Source organism: uncultured Ruegeria sp., assembly GCF_947497005.1.
Classification (GTDB): domain Bacteria; phylum Pseudomonadota; class Alphaproteobacteria; order Rhodobacterales; family Rhodobacteraceae; genus Ruegeria.
The window spans coordinates 183,255-206,312 of record NZ_CANMFF010000006.1 but is presented as its reverse complement, the minus strand read 5'-3'; the positions used below and the strand labels follow the sequence as shown (position 1 = coordinate 206,312).

19 protein-coding genes are annotated in these 23,058 nt (G+C 55.4%); 9 read left to right on the top strand and 10 right to left on the bottom strand.

Annotated features, from left to right (window positions below; all coding sequences use genetic code 11):
- Positions 1-31: 31 nt before the first annotated feature.
- The 6 genes from Q0816_RS10690 (at position 32) to Q0816_RS10665 (ending at position 8,340) form a co-directional block, all read left to right on the top strand.
- A complete protein-coding gene (locus Q0816_RS10690) occupies positions 32-1,678 on the top strand; it encodes an amino acid ABC transporter permease (protein WP_298850210.1) in 1,647 nt (548 codons plus the stop codon).
- The gene (locus tag Q0816_RS10685; protein ID WP_298850209.1) at positions 1,675-3,639 is read left to right on the top strand and encodes a beta-galactosidase; all 1,965 of its coding nucleotides are present in this window, start codon (positions 1,675-1,677) and stop codon (positions 3,637-3,639) included. The genes Q0816_RS10690 and Q0816_RS10685 overlap by 4 nt, the downstream gene beginning before the upstream one ends.
- 146 nt (positions 3,640-3,785) lie before the next feature.
- Positions 3,786-4,910 (top strand): extracellular solute-binding protein, encoded by a 1,125-nt coding sequence (locus Q0816_RS10680; protein ID WP_298850208.1) that lies wholly within the window; start codon positions 3,786-3,788, stop codon positions 4,908-4,910.
- Between the two features lie 116 nt (positions 4,911-5,026).
- Positions 5,027-6,139: an ABC transporter ATP-binding protein gene (locus Q0816_RS10675; RefSeq protein WP_298850207.1), complete on the top strand. Its 1,113-nt coding sequence runs from the start codon at positions 5,027-5,029 to the stop codon at positions 6,137-6,139.
- 12 nt (positions 6,140-6,151) lie between these two features.
- Positions 6,152-7,072, top strand: a complete 921-nt coding sequence (locus Q0816_RS10670) for an ABC transporter permease (RefSeq protein WP_298850205.1) — start codon at positions 6,152-6,154, stop codon at positions 7,070-7,072.
- Positions 7,069-8,340, top strand: coding sequence for an ABC transporter permease (locus tag Q0816_RS10665; protein WP_298850203.1), 1,272 nt, complete (start codon positions 7,069-7,071; stop codon positions 8,338-8,340). Before Q0816_RS10670 ends, Q0816_RS10665 begins: the two co-directional genes overlap by 4 nt.
- A 40-nt stretch (positions 8,341-8,380) precedes the next feature.
- Here the strand turns inward: Q0816_RS10665 and Q0816_RS10660 are convergent, their stop codons facing one another.
- The 10 genes from Q0816_RS10660 to Q0816_RS10615 form a co-directional block, all read right to left on the bottom strand.
- Complete coding sequence (locus tag Q0816_RS10660; RefSeq protein WP_298850202.1) at positions 8,381-10,297, bottom strand: beta-galactosidase; 1,917 nt, start codon at positions 10,295-10,297, stop codon at positions 8,381-8,383.
- Complete coding sequence (locus tag Q0816_RS10655) at positions 10,294-11,154, bottom strand: SMP-30/gluconolactonase/LRE family protein (protein WP_298850200.1); 861 nt, start codon at positions 11,152-11,154, stop codon at positions 10,294-10,296. The genes Q0816_RS10660 and Q0816_RS10655 overlap by 4 nt, the downstream gene beginning before the upstream one ends.
- Entirely contained in the window at positions 11,151-11,756 is a 606-nt protein-coding gene (locus tag Q0816_RS10650; RefSeq protein WP_298850198.1) for a 2-dehydro-3-deoxy-6-phosphogalactonate aldolase, read from the bottom strand. The genes Q0816_RS10655 and Q0816_RS10650 overlap by 4 nt, the downstream gene beginning before the upstream one ends.
- On the bottom strand, positions 11,753-12,646 hold the full coding sequence (locus tag Q0816_RS10645; RefSeq protein ID WP_298850196.1) for a 2-dehydro-3-deoxygalactonokinase: 894 nt from the start codon (positions 12,644-12,646) through the stop codon (positions 11,753-11,755). Before Q0816_RS10645 ends, Q0816_RS10650 begins: the two co-directional genes overlap by 4 nt.
- A 4-nt stretch (positions 12,647-12,650) precedes the next feature.
- Positions 12,651-13,415 (bottom strand): SDR family NAD(P)-dependent oxidoreductase, encoded by a 765-nt coding sequence (locus Q0816_RS10640; protein ID WP_298850194.1) that lies wholly within the window; start codon positions 13,413-13,415, stop codon positions 12,651-12,653.
- Positions 13,415-15,121, bottom strand: a complete 1,707-nt coding sequence (locus Q0816_RS10635; protein ID WP_298850192.1) for an IlvD/Edd family dehydratase — start codon at positions 15,119-15,121, stop codon at positions 13,415-13,417. The genes Q0816_RS10640 and Q0816_RS10635 overlap by 1 nt, the downstream gene beginning before the upstream one ends.
- Before the next feature lie 58 nt (positions 15,122-15,179).
- Positions 15,180-16,520: an alpha-glucosidase/alpha-galactosidase gene (locus tag Q0816_RS10630; RefSeq protein ID WP_298850190.1), complete on the bottom strand. Its 1,341-nt coding sequence runs from the start codon at positions 16,518-16,520 to the stop codon at positions 15,180-15,182.
- A complete protein-coding gene (locus tag Q0816_RS10625; protein WP_298850188.1) occupies positions 16,517-17,365 on the bottom strand; it encodes a carbohydrate ABC transporter permease in 849 nt (282 codons plus the stop codon). The genes Q0816_RS10630 and Q0816_RS10625 overlap by 4 nt, the downstream gene beginning before the upstream one ends.
- Before the next feature lies 1 nt (position 17,366).
- On the bottom strand, positions 17,367-18,293 hold the full coding sequence (locus Q0816_RS10620) for a carbohydrate ABC transporter permease (protein ID WP_298850186.1): 927 nt from the start codon (positions 18,291-18,293) through the stop codon (positions 17,367-17,369).
- Positions 18,294-18,386: 93 nt separating this feature from the next.
- Positions 18,387-19,646, bottom strand: a complete 1,260-nt coding sequence (locus Q0816_RS10615) for an extracellular solute-binding protein (RefSeq protein WP_298850185.1) — start codon at positions 19,644-19,646, stop codon at positions 18,387-18,389.
- A 140-nt stretch (positions 19,647-19,786) separates the two neighbouring features.
- On the opposite strand from Q0816_RS10615, the gene Q0816_RS10610 reads away from it, so the two are divergent.
- The 3 genes from Q0816_RS10610 (at position 19,787) to Q0816_RS10600 (ending at position 22,873) form a co-directional block, all read left to right on the top strand.
- Positions 19,787-20,593, top strand: a complete 807-nt coding sequence (locus Q0816_RS10610) for an IclR family transcriptional regulator (RefSeq protein WP_298850183.1) — start codon at positions 19,787-19,789, stop codon at positions 20,591-20,593.
- Entirely contained in the window at positions 20,590-21,648 is a 1,059-nt protein-coding gene (locus tag Q0816_RS10605; RefSeq protein ID WP_298850181.1) for an ABC transporter ATP-binding protein, read from the top strand. Before Q0816_RS10610 ends, Q0816_RS10605 begins: the two co-directional genes overlap by 4 nt.
- 88 nt (positions 21,649-21,736) lie before the next feature.
- Positions 21,737-22,873 carry a hypothetical protein gene (locus tag Q0816_RS10600; RefSeq protein WP_298850180.1) on the top strand — a complete coding sequence of 379 codons (1,137 nt, stop codon included), beginning with the start codon at positions 21,737-21,739 and terminating at the stop codon, positions 22,871-22,873.
- Positions 22,874-23,058 lie beyond the last annotated feature (185 nt).

The window sequence follows — 23,058 nt, the reverse complement described above, 5'->3', positions numbered from 1 at the left end:
CTGCCGGACCTTGTATAAGCGGAGAAGTTCCATGTTGCGCCTCAGTACGATCCGCCCGAGCAACCTTGTGTTGTTTGCAGCCGCACCTTTCATCATCTACCTGTTCGCGACTTCCTCGAAATATTTGCGATCTCTGACCGCCATTCTGGGGATCGGCAACAATGCGGGCCCTATCTTTGTGGGCTTTCTGCTTGTCGCGACCGTGGCAATCCTTGGGTATCTCAGCGCCCGCCACGCACGGTTTGCAGATCAGGCGCCTGGTTGGTTGCGGATTTGTGCTCTTACTGCGTTCCCGGCATCGGTTGCGCTTTTGGTCATCAGCCTTGTTTTTCCTCATCTCCTGATGCCCTTCGCCGAGTCGGTGTTCTTTTATGCGCTCAGCGAAAACACCTCGACCCTCATAGACAGGTCGAGTCAGACTTGGGTGTTGTTTCCTGACGTCGTTGATCAGGTCCAGACAGGCCTGCAAATTCACTTGGCAATCTACACGGCCGTTATGGCACTTTGTTTTTTTTCAGCCCGATTGCGGCCCCCCTGGCGTGGCCGAATTCTTCTTGGCCTGGAATGTTTGACCGGCGCTGTTTTGTTTTATCTGATGTTCATGGCGCATTGGCAGTTTGCAACAGGCGTCGCCATTACATTTCGCGCCGCCATCTTTGCCTATATCTTCTCGGCCATTCTGGGCCTGATCTGGGTCGGGCTGCAATCCTTCAAACCCCGGGCGCGCACAACGATCATCTATGGCTCGATCAGCCTGACGTTGCTGGCAATATCGGCCTTTTTCTTCATGCAACCGCAAGTTAACTATGTTTTGGTCGGCGGCACCGAAGGGCGCATCGCAATCATGCGCGGTACCCCTCAGGCGCAAGCTGATATCATCCGGTTTGGCGAGTTCGAAGGTTCAGGAGACCAACAATACCGCATCCGTAGCGCCACTGATGCAGCAACTGCGCTGGAGCAGATTGAATCCGTCGACAGCGTTTCCGGTGCCTTTGTCCCGGTCGAGGCAAACACGCAAGGTTATCCGGTTCTGTGGCAGACCAGTTTTCTACCTGACAAATACAGAAACCCGGCACTTGCATTCGCCGTGATCGGGTTTCTTCTACTGACACTGACCATTGGTGGAGCCCAGCACAAATTGCACCCTCTGGCCGTCGGGGCGGAGTTCTTTGTGGACACAATACGTGGCATTCCAATGCTGGTGATTATTCTTTACATCGGGCTGCCGCTGGCGGGTGCGGTCAAGGATGTAACAAGCGGCGGTATCGACATGACCAACATGACGCGCGGTATCATCGCTATCTCGGTTGGGTACTCCGCTTATATGGCCGAAATTTTCCGATCAGGAATTGAAGCTATCCCGAAAGGCCAACTGGAGGCGGGCAGCTCTTTGGGTCTGTCGCGGTGGCAAACTGCGCGATTGATTATCCTGCCTCAGGCGCTGCGGATCGTGACACCACCCTTGGGCAATGAGTTTATCGCGATGATCAAGGACACATCTTTGCTGTCCATTCTGTCCGTTCGGGACATGACCCAAAGAATGCGAGAGTTTCAGGCCGCAAGTTTCCTGCCCTTTGCCCCATTCAATACAGCAGCGATCCTTTACGTCGTCCTCACACTCGCCTGCGCCAGTTTCCTGAAGTGGATCGAGCGACGCACCGCAAAGGATAATCGATGAGCAAACTGGAATTGGGGGTTTGTTACTACCCTGAACAATGGGACTCGTCCCGTTGGGGCGATGATGCTGCGCGGATGGTTGAGATGGGGCTGGATTGGGTTCGAATTGCCGAATTCACCTGGGGCTTAATCGAACCCTCGCGCGGACAGTTCCAATGGGAGTGGCTGGATGAAATAATCGATGTATTGGGGCAGGCTGGTCTGAAGGTCATGATGTCCACACCCACGGCAGCACCGCCCAAATGGTTGATCGACGAATACCCAGATATTTTGCCTGTGGGTCCGGATGGAAGGGTGAGGGGCTTTGGATCCCGCAGGCATTATTGTTTTTCCAGCGATATCTATCTGGCGGAAGCACAGCGGATAGCAAAGGAATATGCCTGTCGATATGGCAAGAACCCCTTTGTCTGTGCGTGGCAGATCGACAATGAATACAACGACCACGATTCAGTGCTCAGCTTCTCCAATGCCGCACGCACGGGTTTTCAGCGCTGGCTTGAGACCAAGTATGGCACAATCAATGCCTTGAACGAAACGTGGGGTACAGTGTTCTGGGGGTCGACCTATTCTGCCTTTGCTCAGATTGAACTACCCAACGGACTCGTCGCCACGCCCAACCCGACGCATGCATTGGATTTTGCGCGCTATTCCTCGGATCGGGTGCGACTGTTCAACAAGACTCAGGTGGATGTTCTGCGTGAGCACGCGCCGGGCCGGGATATCACTCACAATTTCATGGCTGGCAGTTTCGAGTTTGATCACCACGCAGTGGCCACCGATCTGGATATCGTTGGGTTCGACAGTTACCCGCTGGGCAACCTGATGGGCTCAACCTTGTCAGACGAAGAAAAGCGTCGCTATCTGCGGACTGGCGCGCCTGACTACCAAGGTTTCCACTGCGACCTGTATCGAAGTCAGGGGCGCGGTCGGATGTGGATACTGGAACAGCAGCCGGGGCCGGTGGACTGGGCTGCCAAGAACCCTTCTCCGGCAGAAGGGATGGTTCGGCTTTGGACCTGGGCCGCCTTCGCACACGGTGCGCAAGCTGTTATGTTCTTTCGCTGGCGGCAAGCAAATTTCGCACAAGAACAATACCATACCGCCTTGTTGCGCTCGGATGACAGCCCGGATCAAGCCGCTATTGAACTGGCCCAGATTGTGAAAGACCGAGCAACGTTGCCGCCGACGACGCGCAAGAAAGCCTCGGTGGCCATGCTGCTGGATTACACTTCGATCTGGGCTGCGGATATCCTTCCGCATGACAATGACTTCCCCAACACCCATATCTTCCGTGAATGGTACGCCGCATTGCGCGTGCTGGGGGTCGAAATTGATTTTGTGGGCCCTGAAGATGAACTGCATGGCTACGCGCTCATCATTCTGCCGCAAAGCATGATTGTGACGACGGATTTGTCCGCCAAACTCGAGGGCTCCGGGGCCAAGCTCTTGATCGGCGCCCGTTCTGGCAGCAAAACTTCCCAGATGCGCACCCCTTCGAACCTGGCCCCAGGTGTTTTGACGGATTTGACTAGCGTTCGTGTTGTGCGGGTCGAATCGCTTCCCGATATCGCGGAAGAATCTGTGCGGCTGTTGGACGGTCAAAAGTTTGACTTCACAGGCTGGCGAGAAATCGTCGAGACCGAAGCAAATGTCCTGGCACGTTTCAAAAGCGCCTACTGCGACGCCAGCCCTGCGATCATCCGTTCGGATTGTGCAACGTATCTGGCCATGGTCCCGCGCGGTGCGCTTTTGCATGTGATTATGTGCAATGTCTTGGAATGGGCTGGGTTGGATCTTCTGGACTGCGACCCCGACATGCGCGTAGCGCGACGCGGAACATTGCATTTTGCCTTCAATTTTGGTGACATGTCCAAACCCCTGCCTGCTGGTGGACCGCGGCGCATCCTGATTGGCTCTGATCCAGTCAACGCACGCGATTTCACTGTCTGGAAGGAAAACTAACGCCCTGAAATGCAACCAAAACGTGTCAAAAATCAAATCTGGATATAAGAATTCCGCAAACTGTCACTTTTGGACTGACGAACGGGCACAGAAAGTCCTATGAATAAAAAACAAAAACAAACTAATCCAACATTGGGAGAACACCTATGGCTAAACATTCGACACTTTCGAGACGCACTGTGCTGAAAGGCGCAGGTGCTGCGGCTCTTGCAGCGCCTCTGTACAGCAAGAGCGCTCTGGCTTCGTCGGGCGAAATCAACATTCTGATGTGGTCGGACTATCTGCCACCCAGCTTTATCGAAGAGTTTGAGACTCTTACCGGAATCAAGGTGAACTATACCGGTATCGGCTCGAATGAAGAGATCATCAACAAGATGAAGGCCACCAAGGGCCAGGGCTTTGACATCGTCTCACCCACCAACAACCGCTCGCTGCAGTGGGAGCCACTGGAATTGCTCCAGCCCTTTGACATGAACAAGGTTCCAATCGATCTGGTGAATCCTGCCATGGCCAAGATCGGCACCGACGCCTGGGACTTTGGTGGTTCTGGTGCACACTGGCTGCCGCATATCTGGGGTACTGAAGGAATCGCATACCGAACTGACCTGTGGCTACCGGAAGGTGACGCGCCATCTTACGGCGATGTGTGGTCGGAAGCGAATGCGGGCAAAACCATGGGCCGCGCGCATTCGATGATGCTGGGTGCCGGTCTTTACATGGAGAGCGTTGGCGAGATGGAGCCCGGTTCGGTCTGGGCCGCTTATGGTGACGAAGACACCATGCGCAAAGTTTGGGGTCAGATCACCGACTGGTGTGTCGCACGCAAGGATCGCATCAAGCTGATCTGGAACGATGCCGACACTCAGAAAAACGGTCTTTTGAACGAAGGCGTCATCGTAGGTCAAACCTGGGACGGCCCGCCATTGGCGCTGAAGTCTGCTGGTGAGCCTGTGCACTATCAGGCACCTGTTGAAGGTGCGATGGCTTGGGTTGACGGCATGTCGATTCCAACAGGCGCGGCGAACATCGATCAGATCTACGCCTTCATCGACTTCGCCTATCAGGCCAAGCCTGCTGGTGTTGCCATCGACAGCCACGGGTACAACTCACCTGTTCTGGGCGCAGACCAATACTCGGGCGACACCTACAAAAAGAACTTTGCAGAGGCCTATCCGGGCGACTCTCTGGCCAACCTCAACCCATGGCCGGCCGAAGCGCCTTGGTATGCGGAAACCCGGACCGAGTTCGTCAATAAGTTCAAGAGCGCTTAAGCGTTTCGAAACCTGGCCCCTCGCGATTTGCGAGGGGCAATCATCTGTGCGCCGCTCCGGCGTAACGGACAGTTATGTGGTGCGGTGAAAGTGCGTGCCTCAGGGAGATACCAAAAATGAGTGCAGGGGTCGGAGTCGATCTGGAAAACCTGTGGATCCGTTTCGGTGACTTCGTCGCCGTGCGCGATGCAAACGTCAAAATCAACGGGGGAGATTTCTTTTCGTTCCTCGGGCCGTCCGGCTGCGGTAAAACAACCATCCTAAGGGCTGTTTCAGGGTTCCTTGAGCCCAGTGAAGGCAATGTTCTGATTGGTGGCAATAACATGCGGGGCATCGGGCCCAACAAGCGGCCTACGGCGTTGATCTTTCAGAACCTCGCGCTGTTCCCGTTGATGAAGGTCTGGGAAAACATCACGTTTTCGATGGAAATCAAAGGTGCCAGCAGCGCCGAACGCCGCAAGCGCGCCGATGAGCTTCTGGACATGATCGCGCTGCCGGATCAGGGGGACAAACTGCCTAACGAATTGTCAGGCGGTCAGCGCCAACGTGTTGCTATAGCCCGTGCTTTGTGCGCCGAGCCTGACGTTCTGTTGCTGGATGAACCGCTGTCGGCACTTGACCTAAAACTGCGCCAACACATGCGGACCGAGCTACGTGAAATTCAAAAGCGCGTCGGCATCACATTCATTTATATCACCCATGACCAGGGAGAAGCGTTGACCATGTCGGACAATATCGCTGTTATGCGCGCGGGTGTGATCGATCAGATTGCCGATGGCAAGACCATCTACAATGATCCCAATACGGCTTTCGCGGCCTCTTTTGTGGGCGAAAACAACGTGTTTCGCGGCAAAGTTAAACAAATCATGGGCAATGAGGCTCTGATTGCGACCAATCGCTCGGGCGATCTGGTGGCGCGGATTTCGACAACCAATCAAGGCAAGATGAAGGAAGGCGACGACGCAATGATGTTCGTACGCCCCGAAGCCTTTGCCATTGCACCCGATGGCGCCTCAGGCGATCATTTCGTCACGGCGCGTGTCAACCACGAAGAGTTCGAAGGCAACGCCTTCAACATCTTTACCGAAGGGGAAGGTGGGAAAGAGATCAAAGTGTCGATCCCGAATCACGGACAGTCTTTCGACGATCACACCGGACAGAACATCACGTTGGAATACGAGACGCATAACGCCGTCATCGTCCCGGCGGGTGAACTGGCCGCAGAATAAGGGGACCAACTCATGCCCCAGTTTCTGAAGGAGTTCTTCAATCGCAACGGCACCGGTATGGGGTTAGCAATCCTGGGCCTGGTCCTGTTCTGGACAATCGGCCTGATCATCCTGCCGCAGCTGTCGATGCTGGACTTTTCGTTCCGTCCGAACCTGCCACCGCCAGAAATTGGCGGACCAAAGGACGTCTATACGCTAGAGAACTACAAATACCTGATCTACGGCCCCGAGGGAGGCAGTCAGGACTATAACACAGTCGACCTGAGGGTGTTCTTCCGCACCCTCGTGGCGGCCGTGTGCGTCACGATTTTCAACCTGATCATTTGTTATCCGATTGCTTACTATCTGGGGCAATCCGAAGGTAGCCATATCCGCATTTTTGCGATCATGCTTATCATCCCTTACTGGATCAACGAAATCCTGCGCGCATTTGCGTTGCGCATCATCTTCGGTGAGACAGGGGTGCTGAACACACTGTTCTTGGGACTGGGTGTCTGGGATACGCCGTTTGATTTCATCCGTAACGACATCGCGCTCTACGCCGGGTTGGGCTATGCCTATATCCTGCTGATGATCTTCCCGATGTACAACGTCATTGAAAGTCTGGACAAAAACCAGATCGAAGCGGCGCGCGACCTTGGTGCGCCTTGGTGGCGGATTCATTGGCGTGTGGTCATTCCCTATGCCAAGCCGGGTATCAGCTCGGGTTGTACAATGGTGTTCATGTTGTCCGCCGGTGCGCTGGCTGCGCCGCAGATTCTGGGCGGTCCGTCCAGCCTGTGGTTCACCCAACTGATCTATCAGCAGTTCAATGACAACAACGATTGGCCGCAGGGGGCTGCATACGCGATCGTGCTGCTGGTGACCTGTATCCTGTTCGTCCTTGCAGTGATGCGTCTGTTCAAAGTGAACATGGGGGACATCGGGAAATGAATAATTCCTTCCTCCGCATAAGCATCTGGGTCTATCTGGCGATCTTCTTCCTGTATCTGCTGGGTCCGCTGGTGATCATGTCGATCACCGCTTTCAACTCGTCCGGGTTCCCTCGGATGAGCCCATGGGAATGTCTGACCTTCCAGTGGTTTGGCGAGCTGTTTCAGGATCAGCGTATCCTGAACGGGATCAAGAACTCGTTGATCATCGGTCTTGGAACGGTTGTGCTTTCCGTGGCGATGGGCCTGGCGGGCGCGCTGATGTTGACACAGATTTGGCCCAAGCTGCGCGCGACGTACTATACGATTATCATCGCACCGATCCTGATCCCGGGCGTGGTTCTGGGTATCTCGACACTGGTGTTCTGGGACCGGATCAACCGCATGCTGGGGCTGGGGGCGGACAGCTTCCTGTCGAATGGTATCTTCCTGACAGTGATCGGCCAATCCACCTTTATCGCCAGCTATTGTATGCTGGTGCTGGTGGCGCGGTTGCAGCGCTATGATGTTGCCTTGACCGAGGCGGCGCTGGACCTTGGTGCCAGCCACGCACAGGCTTTCCGCAAGATCCTGTTGCCGTTCATGCGCCCGGCGATTGCATCGGCAGCGGTCTTGGCGTTTCTCGCATCATTCGAGAACTATAACACCACGACGTTCACCTTTGGTGAATACCCGACGCTGACGATTGAGCTGGCCCAAAAAGTCCGCTATGGCATCACGCCCGCTATTTCGGCACTGGCCTTTATCATCGTAGCGCTGACAGTGTTCTTCGCACTAATGAACGAAGCCAAGCTGAAGCGTCAGGAACTGGTGGCTGTTGCGCGCAAGAATGCAACGGTTGAGGAACTGGCAGGCAAGATCAAACTGCCCAGCTTCTTTGCTGGTAACATGGCTGCTGTTCTGCTGGTTGTTTTTGCCGTCGCCACGATCACCGTTGTGGGAACGGCGGCAACCTACAATCCGGGGCAGTGTATCGCTGATATTCGCGAGCAAAAGCAGCTGGAAGCGGAACAGCGCATTCAGGAACTGCGCAAACAGCGCGAGGAGCGCCGCAAGCAGCGTGAAGCTGAAGAAGCCGAACAAGGCGGCGCGCAAACTGCTCCGAAACCATCGAATAACAGCGGCTTTGGCAATGTGTTCGCGCCGAACTCGCTGGATGGCAGTGAAACCGAAGGTGAAGATGGCGTTTCTGAACCAGAAAGCGCTCCATCAAACAACAGTGGTTTTGGGGGGGTGTTTGACCCCAACAGCCTGCAAGGCGACGAATAGCGGCGCAGGGCCATAACCTCGGCATCCGCCCGGACGGACTTCAGGTCGGTTCGGACGGATCGCGTTTCAGGATTTCAACGTCACAGCCTTGGACGGTGTGCCCGTTCCAGACCGCGGGTTCAGCATTGTAGTTGATCAGGAATACATGGTTGGCCGTCTCGCGAAGTCGCAGTCCCTGCGGTGTTTTTTGCAGATCTAACCCAGTTTTTTTCGCAGCCATGGCGATGACTCGATCCCAAAGCGTTTCGTCCGGGAAACCTGCCAGATACCAAATTCCATCTCCTGCCTTGAGTGCGGACGTCCCATCCTCAAAGCTCAGAAGGTCTTCAGCCTGTCCTGATAGCCGGTCGATCCAATGCCGCGCCGCGCCGCCCCCATGAACCGCGCGTTCACTTGTGGACGGCAGAGATTCAACCAAATCAACATCGCAATCTAATTTACACAGGCCGGGTCGGCCCGAGTTGGGTATTTGAAAATCGTGAGTGATCGCGCCACTGCGCGGCCCAAGGATTGCCAGATCGCAGCTTTTGGCTAGGCGATGTTCCAAATCTGGATCAATTGTTGCCAAGCCGGGTGCCAGGATCAGTGCATAATGTGCTGAATTCTCATTTGTCGAAACAAAATCAACGGACAAACCGGCACGACGCAGAGCGCGATATGCCGAAAAGACCAACCGGAAATAATCAAAACTTGCGCCCTGCGGCTGTGTTGACCACGCCCAGTCCGAAGCATAGTCGAACAGAATTGCCACTTTGGCTTGCACCTGTTGCACCTCGCCCAACCTGACCAGATCATCCGCAACCTGCTGGGCTTCGGCCAACCCAGGTGCCGGGCGATTATTCGATGTCAGCAAACCTGTATGCATTTGTTCTTGCGCGAAGGGGGCTTGTCGCCAACGAAAATAGCTCACCACTTCTGCGCCATGGGCCACAGCCTCAAGAGACCACAGGCGTACCATTCCCGGCAAAGGTGCCGGGTTATACGGTGCCCAATTCACCGGGCCGGGTTGTTGTTCCATAACCCACCATCGGCCACGTCCAACGGCCCGGTAGAGATCATGGTGAAACGCCTGCATGTCCGGATCGCCCTGCTGAAGAAAGGCGATCTTATGCGCTTCGCCGCCTTCCAGCCGGTCCGATAAGAAACCGATCGGATAGCTGTCCCAGGTGGCGATATCCAGATCTGCTCCGACCTTGAAATGGTCGAAATCCAGAGTGCGGCCCATGTAATTGTGCAAAAGCGGCGCGTCGGTCAATGGCCGCAGCGCATCCACCTGAGCCTTGTTGAACGTCACAACCTGCTGCGAGCTGAAACGCCGGAAAGCCAATACATGGGCAGGGTTCGGTTCAGTCACGGTTTGATTGGGTAAATCGATTTCTTCGAAGTCGCGATATTCCATCGACCAGAACACATTGCCCCATGCTTCGTTCAGCGTATCGATGGTTGCGTATTGAGCGGCTAGCCAGTGGCGAAACGCCTGAAGGGCAGGGGTGCTGTAGCTGACCGTGGTGTCGTGACACCCATATTCGTTATCAATCTGCCAGGCAGCAACGTGCGGGTTTTCGCCGTAACGCTCACCCATTATCACTGCAATGCGGGTGCATTCATCGACATAGCCCTGATGGCTAAAGCAATAATGTCGCCGCGACCCAAATTTGCGCGTGTTTCCGCGCTGGTCCACGGCCAGCATGTCCGGATGCTTGTCCAACATCCACCGCGGCGGTGTAGCCGTCGGGGTGCCAAGCACAATCTTCAACCCGGCTGACCCAAGTGTCTCAATCGCGCGATCCAGCCACTCGAACTGCAAATCACCGGGTTGCGGCTCCATACGGCTCCATGCGAATTCTCCAATGCGCACCCAGGTCAAGCCTGTTTCGACCATATGTGCGGCATCTTCCGCCCACATCGTCTCAGGCCAGTGTTCGGGGTAGTAACAAACGCCAAGTTCCGGCTTCATAGGATGACCTGGTGTTCTGCCTGACCTTGCCCCGCGTTTGGCGCGGCAAAAGTCATGCCGTTTTCTGGTTGGCTTCTAATTGCCTCCTTACTCAGCCCCTGACGCGCCGACGTACAAAACAGCGTCGTCAGATCTCTGCCACCGAAAGCGGGGCACGACGTATGTGATGCGTCTACGGAAACAGCGCTCAGAAACTGACCGTCGGCTGTGTATGCCGCGACCCGTCCAGCGCCCCATTGTGCAATCCAGATATTCCCCTCGGCATCAACGACCGCCCCATCTGGGTTCAGGCCTTCTTCGCGTAAATCCAGAAAAACTCTGCTGTCCCCCTCCGGCCATCCGGTTTCGGGGTTCAGACGCCATCGTCTGACGTGCTTTGTTGCCGTGTCACAGAAATAGGCAACCGAACGATCAGCGGCAAAACAGATCGCATTCGAGATTGTCACATCCGCAATCAGGCGCCTCAGTTCACCTTTCCAGAAGCGATAGATTGATCCAGCCCCAGACTCAGCTTGCTTGCCCATTGTTCCGATCCAAAATCCCCCCCACGGATCGGCGCGTCCGTCATTTGAACGGGTGACGGGGTTATCCGCTTCCACAGGCGCGATCAAAATCCGTTCACTGGACAGCAAGTCAAAACGCCAAAGACCGGTTTCCGAAGCCATTAACAATGTATCGTAATCGACCCAACCTGCGGCAGAGACATATTCGTCGAAGGACCAGCTTTTTGGCTTATCGCCTTCACGAGTCATTAGGCGTTTGCCGATGATATCAAACCAGAAAAGCTGTTGTCTTTCAGGGTGCCACAACGGGCCTTCGCCCAGCTTGCAGGGGCGGTCGTCAAAGATCGTGCTCATCCAACAGCCTCGTCATAGGCCGTTACGATCTGCCGGGCGCGGTCTGCGATTTCGGCGACATCCATGCCGGGTTTATAAAGCGCCGATCCTATCCCGAAACCATTCGCACCGGCTTTTATCCATTGTCCGAAATTCTCAGGCCCGGCCCCACCGACTGCAAAGACAAGTGTGTCCGTGGGTAAAACCGGACGCAATGCGGCCAATCCCGTCGGACCGGCCATCACACCCGGAAACAGCTTCAACCCTGTGGCTCCGGCCTTGAGGGCTGCAAAGGCTTCGGTTGGGGTGTAAACACCCGGCCAGCTTTGCATACCCAGCGCAACGGAATGTTGGATCACACCCGCATCATAGTTGGGCGACACCACCAGCTTGCCGCCAACAGCCGAGACAGTGTCCACCTGATCGACCGTCAAAACAGTGCCCGCACCGATCAGAGCCTGACTTCCAAAAACTTCCGCCAATATGCCGATGCTGTCGAGCGGGTCCGGTGAATTGAGTGGCACTTCGATCCGATCGATCCCGGCATCAATGAGAGCACGCCCGACGGCCTTGGCTTCCTGAGGTTTCAATCCACGCAGAATGGCGATGATAGGACGACTCATGCGGTTTGCCTTGTCATGTTTCGCGCCAGCGCCAGCCCGGCCAGTGTGGCCTCGGTGGCATTTGCAGTTTCAACAAACGCGCCTTGCAGTTGCAGTGCTGTTGCATATGTCTGTGACACGCCTTCCGCGCCAATAATGGCCAGTTGCTGCCCCAGCCAATAAGGCCGTGTCGCCGCTAGTTCTGCCCCGATCAACAAACCCGAAAGCCGGGCGCGTGCAGTGCCTTTGTCCTCTCCTTGCAGCAGATCCGCCGCCCGCAGGCCAAAGAGGCGAGCGGCCAGCTGTTCGGGCTTGGACAACGTATCTGCAACCGCGTCGACGAATGCGGTGTCGTCCCAGCCCCGACCTACTGAATGTCGCAGCACTGACTGCCCGCACAGCAGATCGAACAACTCACCCGTCATGAAGGTACGAAAGCTCACAACCTCGCCAGCGCTCACCTGAACCCATTTCGTGTGGGTGCCGGGCAGGCAGATGACGCCGTCCCAGTTCTGACGCGCGCCCAGAAATCCTGCAATCTGTGTTTCCTCACCCCGCATTACATCCGGCGGGGTCAACTGTTTCAAACCGGGTATGACAAATGCCCGGATGCGTGGGTCAGTGTCAGGTACACGGATTGGGACATCCGGCAAAGGGTCCGACGGGACGGTCGAATAGGGTGCTTCGACCCAGCCTTGCCGGGCACCGACCATACCGCAGGCGATCACGTCAACGGGGCCGCCACTTATCCAGTCTGAGATCAATTCCAACAGGGCGGCTTGAAACCCGTCAGGTCCGACGCGCGCCATACCCTTGTCGGATTGCGCATGATCCGACACGGCAGTCCCCTGAATGGCCCAGGCCCGCAGGTGAGATGTTCCCCAATCAACGGCGATCCAGTCTGTTTTCATCCTATCACCCCGAAACCACGACGCCGCCATCAACGGCCATACATTGTCCGGTCATCGCGCGGCTGGCATTGGATGCCAGAAATAGTGTTGGAGCTATCATATCCTCGGGCTTGAGGTGTTCTTTTAGGCATTGCCGGTCCAAATGCGCAGCCAAATCCTCGGGCGTGGCCCACATATCCAGCTGCTTTTGCGTCAGAACCCAACCAGGTGCCAGCGCATTTATACGGATCTTCCTGGGTCCCAATTCGCGTGCCAATGAACGTGTCATCCCCGTAATCCCGGCATTCGACGTCGTATAGATTGGATAGCCTGCATTGCCCATCATATAACTGATCGAGCTAAAATTGATGATCGCTCCACCATCTTTCATTTGTCGGGCCGCTTCCTGACAGGCGAAATAGTAGGCTTTCAGGTTCACTTCGATCATCCGGTCCCAGAACTCGGTTGTAGATTCTTCCAGCGAATGGCGTTGATCATTGGCTGCGTTATTTACCAACACATTCAGTGGGCCATGCGTATCGGCGGCTTTGACCATTGTTGAATGCAGCAGTTCGGTGTCCGTCATATCCCCCTGCAGGAACAGCGGCGCGCGGCCGTGCTTGTCGCGCATCTCTTCGACAAATCCGCTGGCCTCGGAACGGCCTATGAAGGCCACATTGGCGCCCTGAGCCATGAATCCATCTGTCAGCGCCGCACCGACGCCCGAGCCACCGCCGGTGATATAAACCGACGCCCCGTTCAGATCATGGAATGTTGCTGATTGGGTCATCAGTGGCTCTCTCTGGTCACGAGGCGGGTATCTTTGCCAACAAGGAAATCGAGATCTGCGCCCTGATCTGCTTGCAACACGTGGTCGATGTAAAGTTTCGCGTAGCCGCGGGTGTAATGCGGATCATCCGGTTGCCACACGGCGCGGCGGGCGCCCAGTTCGTCTTCGTCCACTAGTAATTCCAGTTCTCCGTTACTGGCGGAAACTCGGATGCGATCGCCGGTTTTGACCAGCGCCAGGGTGCCGCCCGCCTGCGCCTCGGGGCTGACATGCAAAATGACGGTGCCATAAGCAGTTCCCGACATGCGGGCATCCGAGATGCGGATCATGTCGCGCACGCCGTCTTTCACCAGCTTGGCTGGAATCGGCATATTGCCGACCTCAGGCATCCCCGGATAGCCCTTGGGGCCGCAGCCTTTGAGCACCAGAATGCTCTCGGGCGTGACTGGCAGGTCCTCGCGGTCGATATTGGCTTTCAGGTCTTCGATGTTTTCGAAAACGAAGGCCTCCCCTTCGGTTTCCAGAAGGGCATCTGTTGCCGCCGACGGCTTTACGATGGCCCCGTTCGGCGCAAGGTTGCCGCGCAGAACGCGCAAACCTGCAGCAGGTTTAACCGGATCGTCGAAGGGGCGGATGACATCCGTGTTGAAACACTCAGCCCCTTCGTAATGGGCCGAGATGTCCTTATTCAGCACCGTTTTTGCCGGACGCAGGAAAGGTTTGAGTTCGTTCAGCACGACGGGGACACCACCTGCATAGCAGAAATCCTCCATCAGGTATTTTCCCGACGGCATGCAGTTGACCAACAACGGGATTTCAGATCCGATTTCGAAGTCTTTCAAGGTCAAGTCCACGCCTGCGCGACCGGCTAACGCCAGCAAATGAACTACCGCGTTGGTCGATCCACCCACGGCGGCATTGGCCAAAATCGCATTCCCGAAGGCTTCCTTGGTCAGAATGTCTGACGGTTTAAGATCTTCGTCCACCATCTCGACAATCCGCATGCCGGTCAGATGTGCCAGCGCCATGCGGCGAGCATCAACCGCGGGCAAGGCGGCGTTAGTGGGCAGCGACATACCCATCGCCTCGACCAGCGAAGCCATGGTGCTGGCCGTTCCCATGGTCATGCAAACTCCGGCGCTGCGTGACATGCCGGACTCGGCGTTCATGAAGTCCTGCAGGGTCATCTCTCCGGCGCGGACGGCTTCCGAAAACTTCCAGACATCAGTGCCAGAGCCTATATCCTGTCCGCGATACTTGCCGTTCAGCATGGGGCCGGAACTAACAACGATTGAGGGCAAGTCGACCGAGGCTGCGCCCATCAACTGCCCCGGTGTCGTCTTGTCGCAGCCGCCCAGTAACACGACGCCGTCAATGCCATAGGCGCGGATCGATTCCTCGACATCCATTGCCAGCAGGTTTCGGAACAGCATGGCGGTGGGTTTCATCTGGGTCTCGCCCAGCGACATGACCGGGAATTCGACCGGGAAACCTCCGGCCTCCCACACGCCGCGTTTGACGCCTTCGGCCAGATCGCGCAGGCCCGAGTTGCAAGGGGTAAGTTCTGACCATGTGTTGCAGATGCCTATGACGGGCCGCCCGTCAAAGGCGTGATCGGGAAAACCCTGGTTCTTCATCCAGGACCGATGAATGAAGCCATCCTTGTCGAGTTTTCCGTACCAATGTTGTGAGCGGCGTTTTGTCATTTTTTTTGGAGCTTTTCTGGGCAAGGGTCGGGTTTGAGTATTTGAAAAAAGATGAAGATCAGGCGGCGCGCGCTGGGCGGCACCAGTCGGGCAACCAGTCGGCATGAGCAACAAGCAGGTCATCAACCAGGCTTCGGATTTGGCGAAGGTCCAACTCGGCAGCGGTGTGCGGATCCATCATGGCGGCATGATAGATGTGTTCAGGGTTCTGGTCGACCAATGCCCGAACCGTCAGCTCCTGAACGTTGATCTGACTGCGCATCAAGGCGACCAATTGCGCAGGGATATCTGTGACGATTGAAGGTTGAACACCGTTTGCATCGACCAAACAGGGTGTTTCAACCGCTGATCCCAGCGGTAGCTGTGGGATCTGACCAGTATTTGGCAGGTTGCCATAGGCCGCATAGGGCGTGTCGGTGATGATTGCGTTCATCAGATCCGCAGCGAATTCGTGGCTGCGGATGACGTCTAATTCGCGCCCATCGGTCATGGTTCTGGCTTCGTCTTTCCATTTAGTTATCTGTTCCTCACAGCGGGTCGGGTATTCATCCAATGGTATAGAGAACTGCTCGATCAGGTCTTGCCGCCCGCCCTTGATGAACCAGGGGACATATTCCGCCAGGTGTTCCGAGCTTTCTGTGCAGAAATAGCCCAGATGATCCATGACTTCGTAACGGACTTTGTTAGGGCAGCGAGGCATCAGCAACGGCGGTTTCGGGAGACGCCCGCAGGCATATCCCTGCCGCAATGTAGGATAGAGGTCACGCCCCTCGTGTTCGAGACGCAGGAAGAATGCGACATGATTGACGCCTGCGACCTTGTAGCGAAACCCGTCCTTAGGCAGGTCCAGATCATGGGCCAGTTCCTCGACTGTGTTTTGAATCGAGTGGCAGAGGCCCACCTGTTTCAATGCCGGGAACTGTTCTGACAATGCCCACGTGTTGATGGCCATCGGGTTTACATATTGAAGCAATGTCGCGTCCGGGCAGAGCTGCATTATGTCCTGCGCCACATCCCACAGAACCGGCACCGTTCGCAGGCCACGCATGATACCCCCAACGCCGAGCGTGTCGGCGATGGTCTGGCGCAACCCGTACTGTTTGGGTATATCGAAGTCCGTCACTGTGCAGGGTTTGTACCCGCCGATTTGAAACGCCGTGATGACAAAATCGGCCCCGTCCAGCGCCGCGCGGCGATCCGTATGAGTGGTAACAGTCGCACCGGTGCTAGCTGAGCGGATCATCGCTCTGGCAACGGCTTCGCTTTCAGTCAGACGCTGCGCGTCAATATCCATGAGTGCGAAGTGGCTGTCCGCCAGTGCCGGAGTCAGCAGCGCGTCGCCCACGATGTTTTTCATGAAAATCGTGGAACCCGCACCGATGAACGTTATTTTCGTCATTTCACAGCCCCCAATGTCAGACCTGCGATGAAGTGTTTTTGCATCAGGAAGAACATCGCGACAGGCGGAAGGGCCGCGACAATGGAACCGGCGCTCATCAACTGATAGGCGGCGCGGAATTGCGCATTGAAACTGGTAATCCCTGCGGTGACAGGTTGGCTTTCGGCCCCTTGTGTCAGGACGACGGCCCAGAAATAGTCGTTCCAGATAAAAGTGAAAATCAGTACGCTGAGCGCCGCAATTGCGGGCTTCATCAGCGGCAGAACCACATACCAGAAGATGCGCCATTCACTGATGCCTTCGACCCGAGCGGCCTCGATCAGCTCGAAGGGCAGGGCACGGATGAAATTGCGCATGAAGAGCGTGCAGAACCCTGTTTGGAAGGCGATGTGGAAGAGAACCAGGCCGGTTTTGGTATTGTAGAGGCCCAGTTCCAGTGTCAGGTCACGCACCGGCACCATCAGGATCTGGAAAGGCACGAAGTTGCCTGCCACGAACATAAAGAAGATCCAGAGGTTAGATTTGAACTTGTAGATGCCGAGCGCAAACCCCGTCATGCAACTGAGCGCCACGGCTCCGATCACGGTCGGGACGGTAATCATGAACGAGTTCAGCAGGTAACGCGGCATGTCCGAATTGAAGAACACCTGCCCGTAATTGAACGCGCCCTCGAAGCTGGACGGCATGCCCCAGTAATTCGCGTTGGTAAAGTCCGCTGCCGGTTTGACCGAGAACAGGGCAACCGCCAGCAATGGCCCCAACCACAACAGCAGTGCCAAGGGAAGCATGGCCTGATAGGTGATCTGTGCCGCGCGAGGTTGTTTTTCGATGGGTTTGGGAAACATCTCAGTGCCCCTTCTCTTCACGGTACATCGACCACAGGAAATAGGCGATGAAGCACAACATGATCAGGAAAAGGATTACCGCGATGGCTGCGCCGTACCCCATGCGGAAGCCGTATTCGGAAAGCGCGACTTCGAACATGTAATAAGCCAGCACACGGGACGAACCGAACGGTCCTCCCTGGGTCATGATCGAGATCAAGTCGAAGCTGCGCAGTGCGCCGATGATGGTGACAACGAAGGCGATGAAAGTAGCAGGACGCAGTTGCGGTAAAATGATGTGCCACAACATCTTCGCGCCTTTTGCGCCGTCCAGACGTCCGGCCTCGATTTGCTCGGGGTCCACGGCGTTCAGACCGGTGAGGTAAAGGATCATGCAATACGCCGTCTGCGGCCAGAGACCTGCGAAGATGATACCGTAGGTCACAAAACGCTCGTCGCCCAACACGTTCAGCGGGCCGAGGCCGAAGACGCCGAGGAATTCATTCAACAACCCAAAGGTCGGATCGTAGAACCATGTAAACACCAGCCCAACAACGACCTGAGAAATAACAAATGGAAAGAAGAACAAAGACTTATATAGGCGAATGCCCCAGACCGTTTGATTTAGGAACAGCGCGATGAACAAGCCTGCCGGAATGGCCAACAAATAGAGTAGCAGCCAGATCAGGTTGTTTTTCAGCGAAGTATAAAACGCGTCCCGGTCGACCCACTCCCAATAGAGGTCTTCGTAATGGCGAAAGCCAACATATTCTGCAGCGCCCAAACCATCCCATTCGTAGAGCGACAAGTTGAAGGACTGGAACACTGGGATGATCACGTAGACCAAGAAGAACAGCAGACCCGGGGCCAGAAAGAACCACGGTGCGAGGCGCTGTTGGTTGCGGTGGAACCAGCTTTCCTGATCTGGGGCGTCGACGGCAGCTGTCATGGGAAACTCGGGTTTTGTTGGGGCAAGGCGGGCTGAAACCCGCCTTACGTTTTACGGGAGCGCAGGCCGGGCTTTAGCCCGGCCCATGCCTGATCAGTTATCGTAGATACGCTGACGGGCGCGTTCCAGCTTGGCCAGGATACGGTCAGTATTGTCGGGTTTGACCATGAACTCCTGGAAGCCTTCCATCGATGCCTTCGCCATCTCTGCCGGTGCGTCGCGATCCCAGAACTGGGCAACGCCCCCAGGACTGTTCGACGAGAGCATCTCGAATCCTTGCTGCAGGAACTTGTCTTCATCCACTGCGGACTGGGCATTCACCGGCAACTGGCCGAGGTTCGCTCCATTGTTGATTTCGGTCTGCTCGTCCGCGGATACTACAAAACGCAAGAACTCGCGCGCGGCCTCTTTGTTCGAGGCGTTGGCCGGAATGTGGAATGTGTCGGTTGGCGCGTCCTCGGCCAGTTCGACATCAGGGTTGATAGCGACGAACTGGTAGAAGTCCAGTTGATCATCTGTCAATCCGGCGTCGCGCAGCGGTGCCACAGCAAAGTTACCCATCAGATAGGCTGCCGCCTCACCGTTGACCATGAAGGGCAGGGCTTCCTGCCAGCTATAGGTCTGATGGTTGTCGATGAAGGCACCCATGTCGATCAACTGTTTCCAGTTAGCAAAGGTCTGCTTGACCCGGTCATCTTCCCAGCTGATTTCGCCGTTTGCCAGCTGATTGTGGAAGTCAAACCCGTTGGTCCGCATGTTTAGATAGTCGAACCAGCCACCAGCAGTCCAAAGGAACTTGGTGCCAATGGTATAGCAGGCACGCCCTGAATCGACGATCTTCTGACAGTTGGCCAGCTCTTCTTCCCAAGTGGTCGGTTCGCTCAGGCCCAGCTCGTCAAAGATGTCTTTGCGGTAATAGACACCCCACTGGTAGTAGGTATACGGCACGCCCCATTGCTTGCCGTCAATGGTCATCGCACCTTTGGTCGAAGCGAGGTTGTCGGCAATCTCAGGCTCGGCCCACAGATCGGATACGTCTTCGAACAGGCCAGCCTCGACATAAGGTTTCATCCGGTTGGCCGCGTACCATGTGGCAACGTCGGGGGTGTCTGCGGTCAGGAAATTGCGGATCTGGGTCTTGTATGCCTCACGATCGATCACTGTGGTTTCGATTTCCAGACCAGGATGCTGTTGCTGAAACCGATCGATCATCGCCTCCATCGTCGCACGCGGTGCCGGGTTTGATGTGTCGAGAAAAATGCGCAACTCGCCGGTCAGCTCAGCGGCAGCAGGCGCAGCAAATGCAACACCGACCGCCAGAGCAGCCGCAGTGTGCCTGAACATGGATTTCATGGTTTCCTCCCTTAGCTTTCATTTTTAGTTCCAAATATTGAAACCTAGTTTTATATATTGAAAACTACACATCGAGTCGGTTAGTCTTGTCAAGACCCTCGTGAAGATGGCTATGGATAAATGGAGGAGAGCGCTGAACCGTGTCAGGTGACGGAACAATAGGCAAAGCATGTGATGTGCTGGATCAAGTGGCGTCGTTTGGACGCCCTGTTCGATTCGCTGAACTTTTGGAAAGCAGTGTTTTTCCAAAGGCCACCTTATACCGATTCCTGCAATCCCTGACCAATCAGGGAATGCTGTCCTACGATCGTGATCGGCAGACCTATGCGCCCGGGATGCGACTGGTGCGGTTGGCCCATGCGGCATGGACCCAAAGCTCTCTGGCACCCATAGCAAGACCATTTCTGGACATGCTCAGCCGCGAAACGGGCGAGACTGTGCATCTGGCGCAGCTCGATTCAAGCCAGGTCCTGTATGTCGACAAACGCAATGCAGCGCAGCCAATTGAGATGTATTCACAGGCAGGTAAAGTTGGTCCGGCCTATTGTACGGGTGTCGGCAAAGCGATGCTGGCGTATCTGGACGAAGACGCGCTGAACAGGGCAATATCCCAGCAAAGCTATCACCGTTTCACCGACAAGACTCTGACCTCTGAACAGGTGCTGCGGGAAGATATTGACCGGATTCGCTCCCGGGGATTTGCCATTGATGACGAAGAACACGAGCCAGGCATCATTTGTATCGCATGTCCGGTTCTGACATCGAATGGCCGAATACTAGGCGCGATTTCGGTGACCGGATCTACCGAACGTATGGATTTCAAACAACTCGAAGCCTGGGTGCCACGTGTACAGCGTGTGGCCGAACAAATTGGAGCCGAGGCACAAGCATGGCGGTTTCCCGAAACCCGCCCTGACCCCAGAAACGACAGGATGCAAGTGACATGACAGGTGTAACTCTGAACCAGGCGATCAAAAGGTATGGACAGACCCAAGTCATTCACGGGATCGACCTGCAGATCGAAGATGGCGAATTCTGCGTTTTTGTCGGACCTTCGGGGTGCGGAAAATCCACCTTGCTGAGGATGATCGCAGGGCTTGAAGAAACTTCGGAAGGCGAGATTCACATAGGTGCACGCGAGGTGACCCATATGGACCCCGCCAAGCGGGGCGTGGCGATGGTTTTCCAGACCTATGCGCTCTATCCGCACATGAGTGTAGCTGAAAACATGGGTTTTGGCTTGCGTATGAATGGTGTTGCAAAGGATGAGATAAAAATCAAAGTTCAGGAAGCTTCAAACATCCTGAAGCTTGACCCGTACCTTAAACGCAAACCCAAAGCCTTGTCTGGTGGTCAGCGGCAACGCGTTGCTATTGGTCGCGCAATTGTTCGTGGACCCGAAGTGTTTCTGTTCGACGAACCGTTGTCCAATCTGGACGCCGAATTACGCGTGGAAATGCGTGTGGAGATCGCACGTCTGCATCAGGAAATCGGTGCGACCATGATCTATGTGACCCATGATCAGGTTGAAGCCATGACTATGGCCGACAAGATTGTCGTGCTGCGCGATGGTCGGATCGAGCAGGTGGGGGCACCAATGGATCTATATCGCGATCCCGACAACCGGTTTGTTGCAGGTTTCATCGGCTCACCCGCCATGAACTTTCTGGACTGCGACTATGCCGACGGCCACGTCACTCACCCCGCGCTTGGGCAGCCCCTGCATGTTTCGGCATCCGTGCCCGCCGGTGTGACCAAGGTGACTTTAGGGATGCGCCCGGAACACATTCACATCGATCGCGCGGCAGACACCTGCTCCGTGGACCTGACCGAAGCACTTGGGGGCGTTTCTTATTCGTATCTGTTAACGCCCAATGGTGACAAATTGATTGTAGAAGAACGGGACGATCAACGCAGCAAAATAGGCGACCGGATTGGCATCTCAATCCAGCCAGACCGCGCGATGATGTTTGACCCCGAGACGGGGCAAAGGTTTCGATAAAAACTGGGATATTGGCTGACCCGTTAAGCTTGTTTGCTACCTGATAAGCAACTACTCATAGTAGAAAGAGATTTGTTTTGAAGCCATTATGCGCATTCGTATTGCCGCGTTGATTGTCGTTTGCACGGCGCTTTTGCTATCGTTCAACACGCCTTCAAAATCGGAAACGCAATACGCCAATCAACGGGCAGCTTGTCAGACGGGCGGTGGGTCAGAAATGGTTTTCCGCGCCTGTACAGACCTGCTCAGTCGTGATGCTGAGGCTTTGGATGAGCGTCAGGATTACCACGCCAAACGGGCCCAGGCCTTGCATCGAATTCGGAAATACGAGCAGGCAATAGACGATGCGGACCGCGCGCTGGTTTTGAACGATGAGGAAGCGGTTACACTCGTATGGCGGGGCTATTCCAAGAATGCCTTGGCGGACAAAACCGGTGCCCGTGCTGATTTGGAACGAGCACAAAAGATAAGCCCCAACAGCACATATGTTTTGTTCAACGTGGCAAAACAGATGCAAACATGGGGTGATGTGCCCCTTGCGTTGGAAGGCTATGAAAGCGTTTTGGAACTTGAACCGGGTTTTGGAGATGCCGGTTCCCGGTACTTGAATTTGCTGTATGACACATTATCGCCCAAAGAATTTGAACGTTACTTGGCGGAGGCCGAAGTGAAATGGCCGGGTCAACCGTGGGCTCATGATATACGAGTTTCATATGAACTGCGTCATCGTTATGATCTGGAAAAAGCCTTGAACGCGATCGAGAAAAGAATGGCGATTGCACCCAACCCATCAGCAGACTTGTTGCTTTTTGCGCTGATACACATGAAACTTGGCGATGAGAAAAAAGGGATTGAGTACGCCGAAGCCTATGCGAAAGCAGAGAACAAAATTCAGTGGAGAGATAAAGGTTCTGTCAGAAGAACGATTGATCTTTTACTCGGATACGTAATCTATGGGCAAGGTACTGAGTGGATAACGCGAAGCCATACTTTCGCAGCGTTGGGTGCAACAGATCTCGCCCGCGCAGAATACCATCAATTCTTGGAAAAAGGTGGCCTCCATGCCCCAAAACTCCATCTTGATATTATAGAGGGAGCCGGCGTGCCTGTTGACCCGCAGGCCCGCGCGGGATCAACGGCACATATCAACAAAGCGATTGATGACCATATCCGCCACATCGAACAGAAACTGGGCTTTTCGAACCTTGGTCCACAATCAGGTTGATCCCACGCACCCAAGTGCAAATCCAAGACCCGTGGCAAAACGCGCGTCTAGATACGATTGATTCCTAGCCCATCGTGATTTATGGGAAGCCCTGTCAAAACAGAGTCACCCAGGGGCGGTATCGTGATCGCGTCCCTCCCGTGCCGCACTGATGTGGCCTTAACTCTTGGATCGCACGCCCCTGA

What these genes read in the sequence shown, in the direction of transcription:
- Q0816_RS10690 (WP_298850210.1), top strand. Translation starts at nt 32, where the DNA reads ATGTTGCGCCTCAGTACGATCCGCCCGAGCAACCTTGTGTTGTTTGCA.
- Q0816_RS10685 (WP_298850209.1), top strand. Translation starts at nt 1,675, where the DNA reads ATGAGCAAACTGGAATTGGGGGTTTGTTACTACCCTGAACAATGGGAC.
- Q0816_RS10680 (WP_298850208.1), top strand. Translation starts at nt 3,786, where the DNA reads ATGGCTAAACATTCGACACTTTCGAGACGCACTGTGCTGAAAGGCGCA.
- Q0816_RS10675 (WP_298850207.1), top strand. Translation starts at nt 5,027, where the DNA reads ATGAGTGCAGGGGTCGGAGTCGATCTGGAAAACCTGTGGATCCGTTTC.
- Q0816_RS10670 (WP_298850205.1), top strand. Translation starts at nt 6,152, where the DNA reads ATGCCCCAGTTTCTGAAGGAGTTCTTCAATCGCAACGGCACCGGTATG.
- Q0816_RS10665 (WP_298850203.1), top strand. Translation starts at nt 7,069, where the DNA reads ATGAATAATTCCTTCCTCCGCATAAGCATCTGGGTCTATCTGGCGATC.
- Q0816_RS10660 (WP_298850202.1), bottom strand. Translation starts at nt 10,297, where the DNA reads ATGAAGCCGGAACTTGGCGTTTGTTACTACCCCGAACACTGGCCTGAG.
- Q0816_RS10655 (WP_298850200.1), bottom strand. Translation starts at nt 11,154, where the DNA reads ATGAGCACGATCTTTGACGACCGCCCCTGCAAGCTGGGCGAAGGCCCG.
- Q0816_RS10650 (WP_298850198.1), bottom strand. Translation starts at nt 11,756, where the DNA reads ATGAGTCGTCCTATCATCGCCATTCTGCGTGGATTGAAACCTCAGGAA.
- Q0816_RS10645 (WP_298850196.1), bottom strand. Translation starts at nt 12,646, where the DNA reads ATGAAAACAGACTGGATCGCCGTTGATTGGGGAACATCTCACCTGCGG.
- Q0816_RS10640 (WP_298850194.1), bottom strand. Translation starts at nt 13,415, where the DNA reads ATGACCCAATCAGCAACATTCCATGATCTGAACGGGGCGTCGGTTTAT.
- Q0816_RS10635 (WP_298850192.1), bottom strand. Translation starts at nt 15,121, where the DNA reads ATGACAAAACGCCGCTCACAACATTGGTACGGAAAACTCGACAAGGAT.
- Q0816_RS10630 (WP_298850190.1), bottom strand. Translation starts at nt 16,520, where the DNA reads ATGACGAAAATAACGTTCATCGGTGCGGGTTCCACGATTTTCATGAAA.
- Q0816_RS10625 (WP_298850188.1), bottom strand. Translation starts at nt 17,365, where the DNA reads ATGTTTCCCAAACCCATCGAAAAACAACCTCGCGCGGCACAGATCACC.
- Q0816_RS10620 (WP_298850186.1), bottom strand. Translation starts at nt 18,293, where the DNA reads ATGACAGCTGCCGTCGACGCCCCAGATCAGGAAAGCTGGTTCCACCGC.
- Q0816_RS10615 (WP_298850185.1), bottom strand. Translation starts at nt 19,646, where the DNA reads ATGAAATCCATGTTCAGGCACACTGCGGCTGCTCTGGCGGTCGGTGTT.
- Q0816_RS10605 (WP_298850181.1), top strand. Translation starts at nt 20,590, where the DNA reads ATGACAGGTGTAACTCTGAACCAGGCGATCAAAAGGTATGGACAGACC.
- Q0816_RS10600 (WP_298850180.1), top strand. Translation starts at nt 21,737, where the DNA reads ATGCGCATTCGTATTGCCGCGTTGATTGTCGTTTGCACGGCGCTTTTG.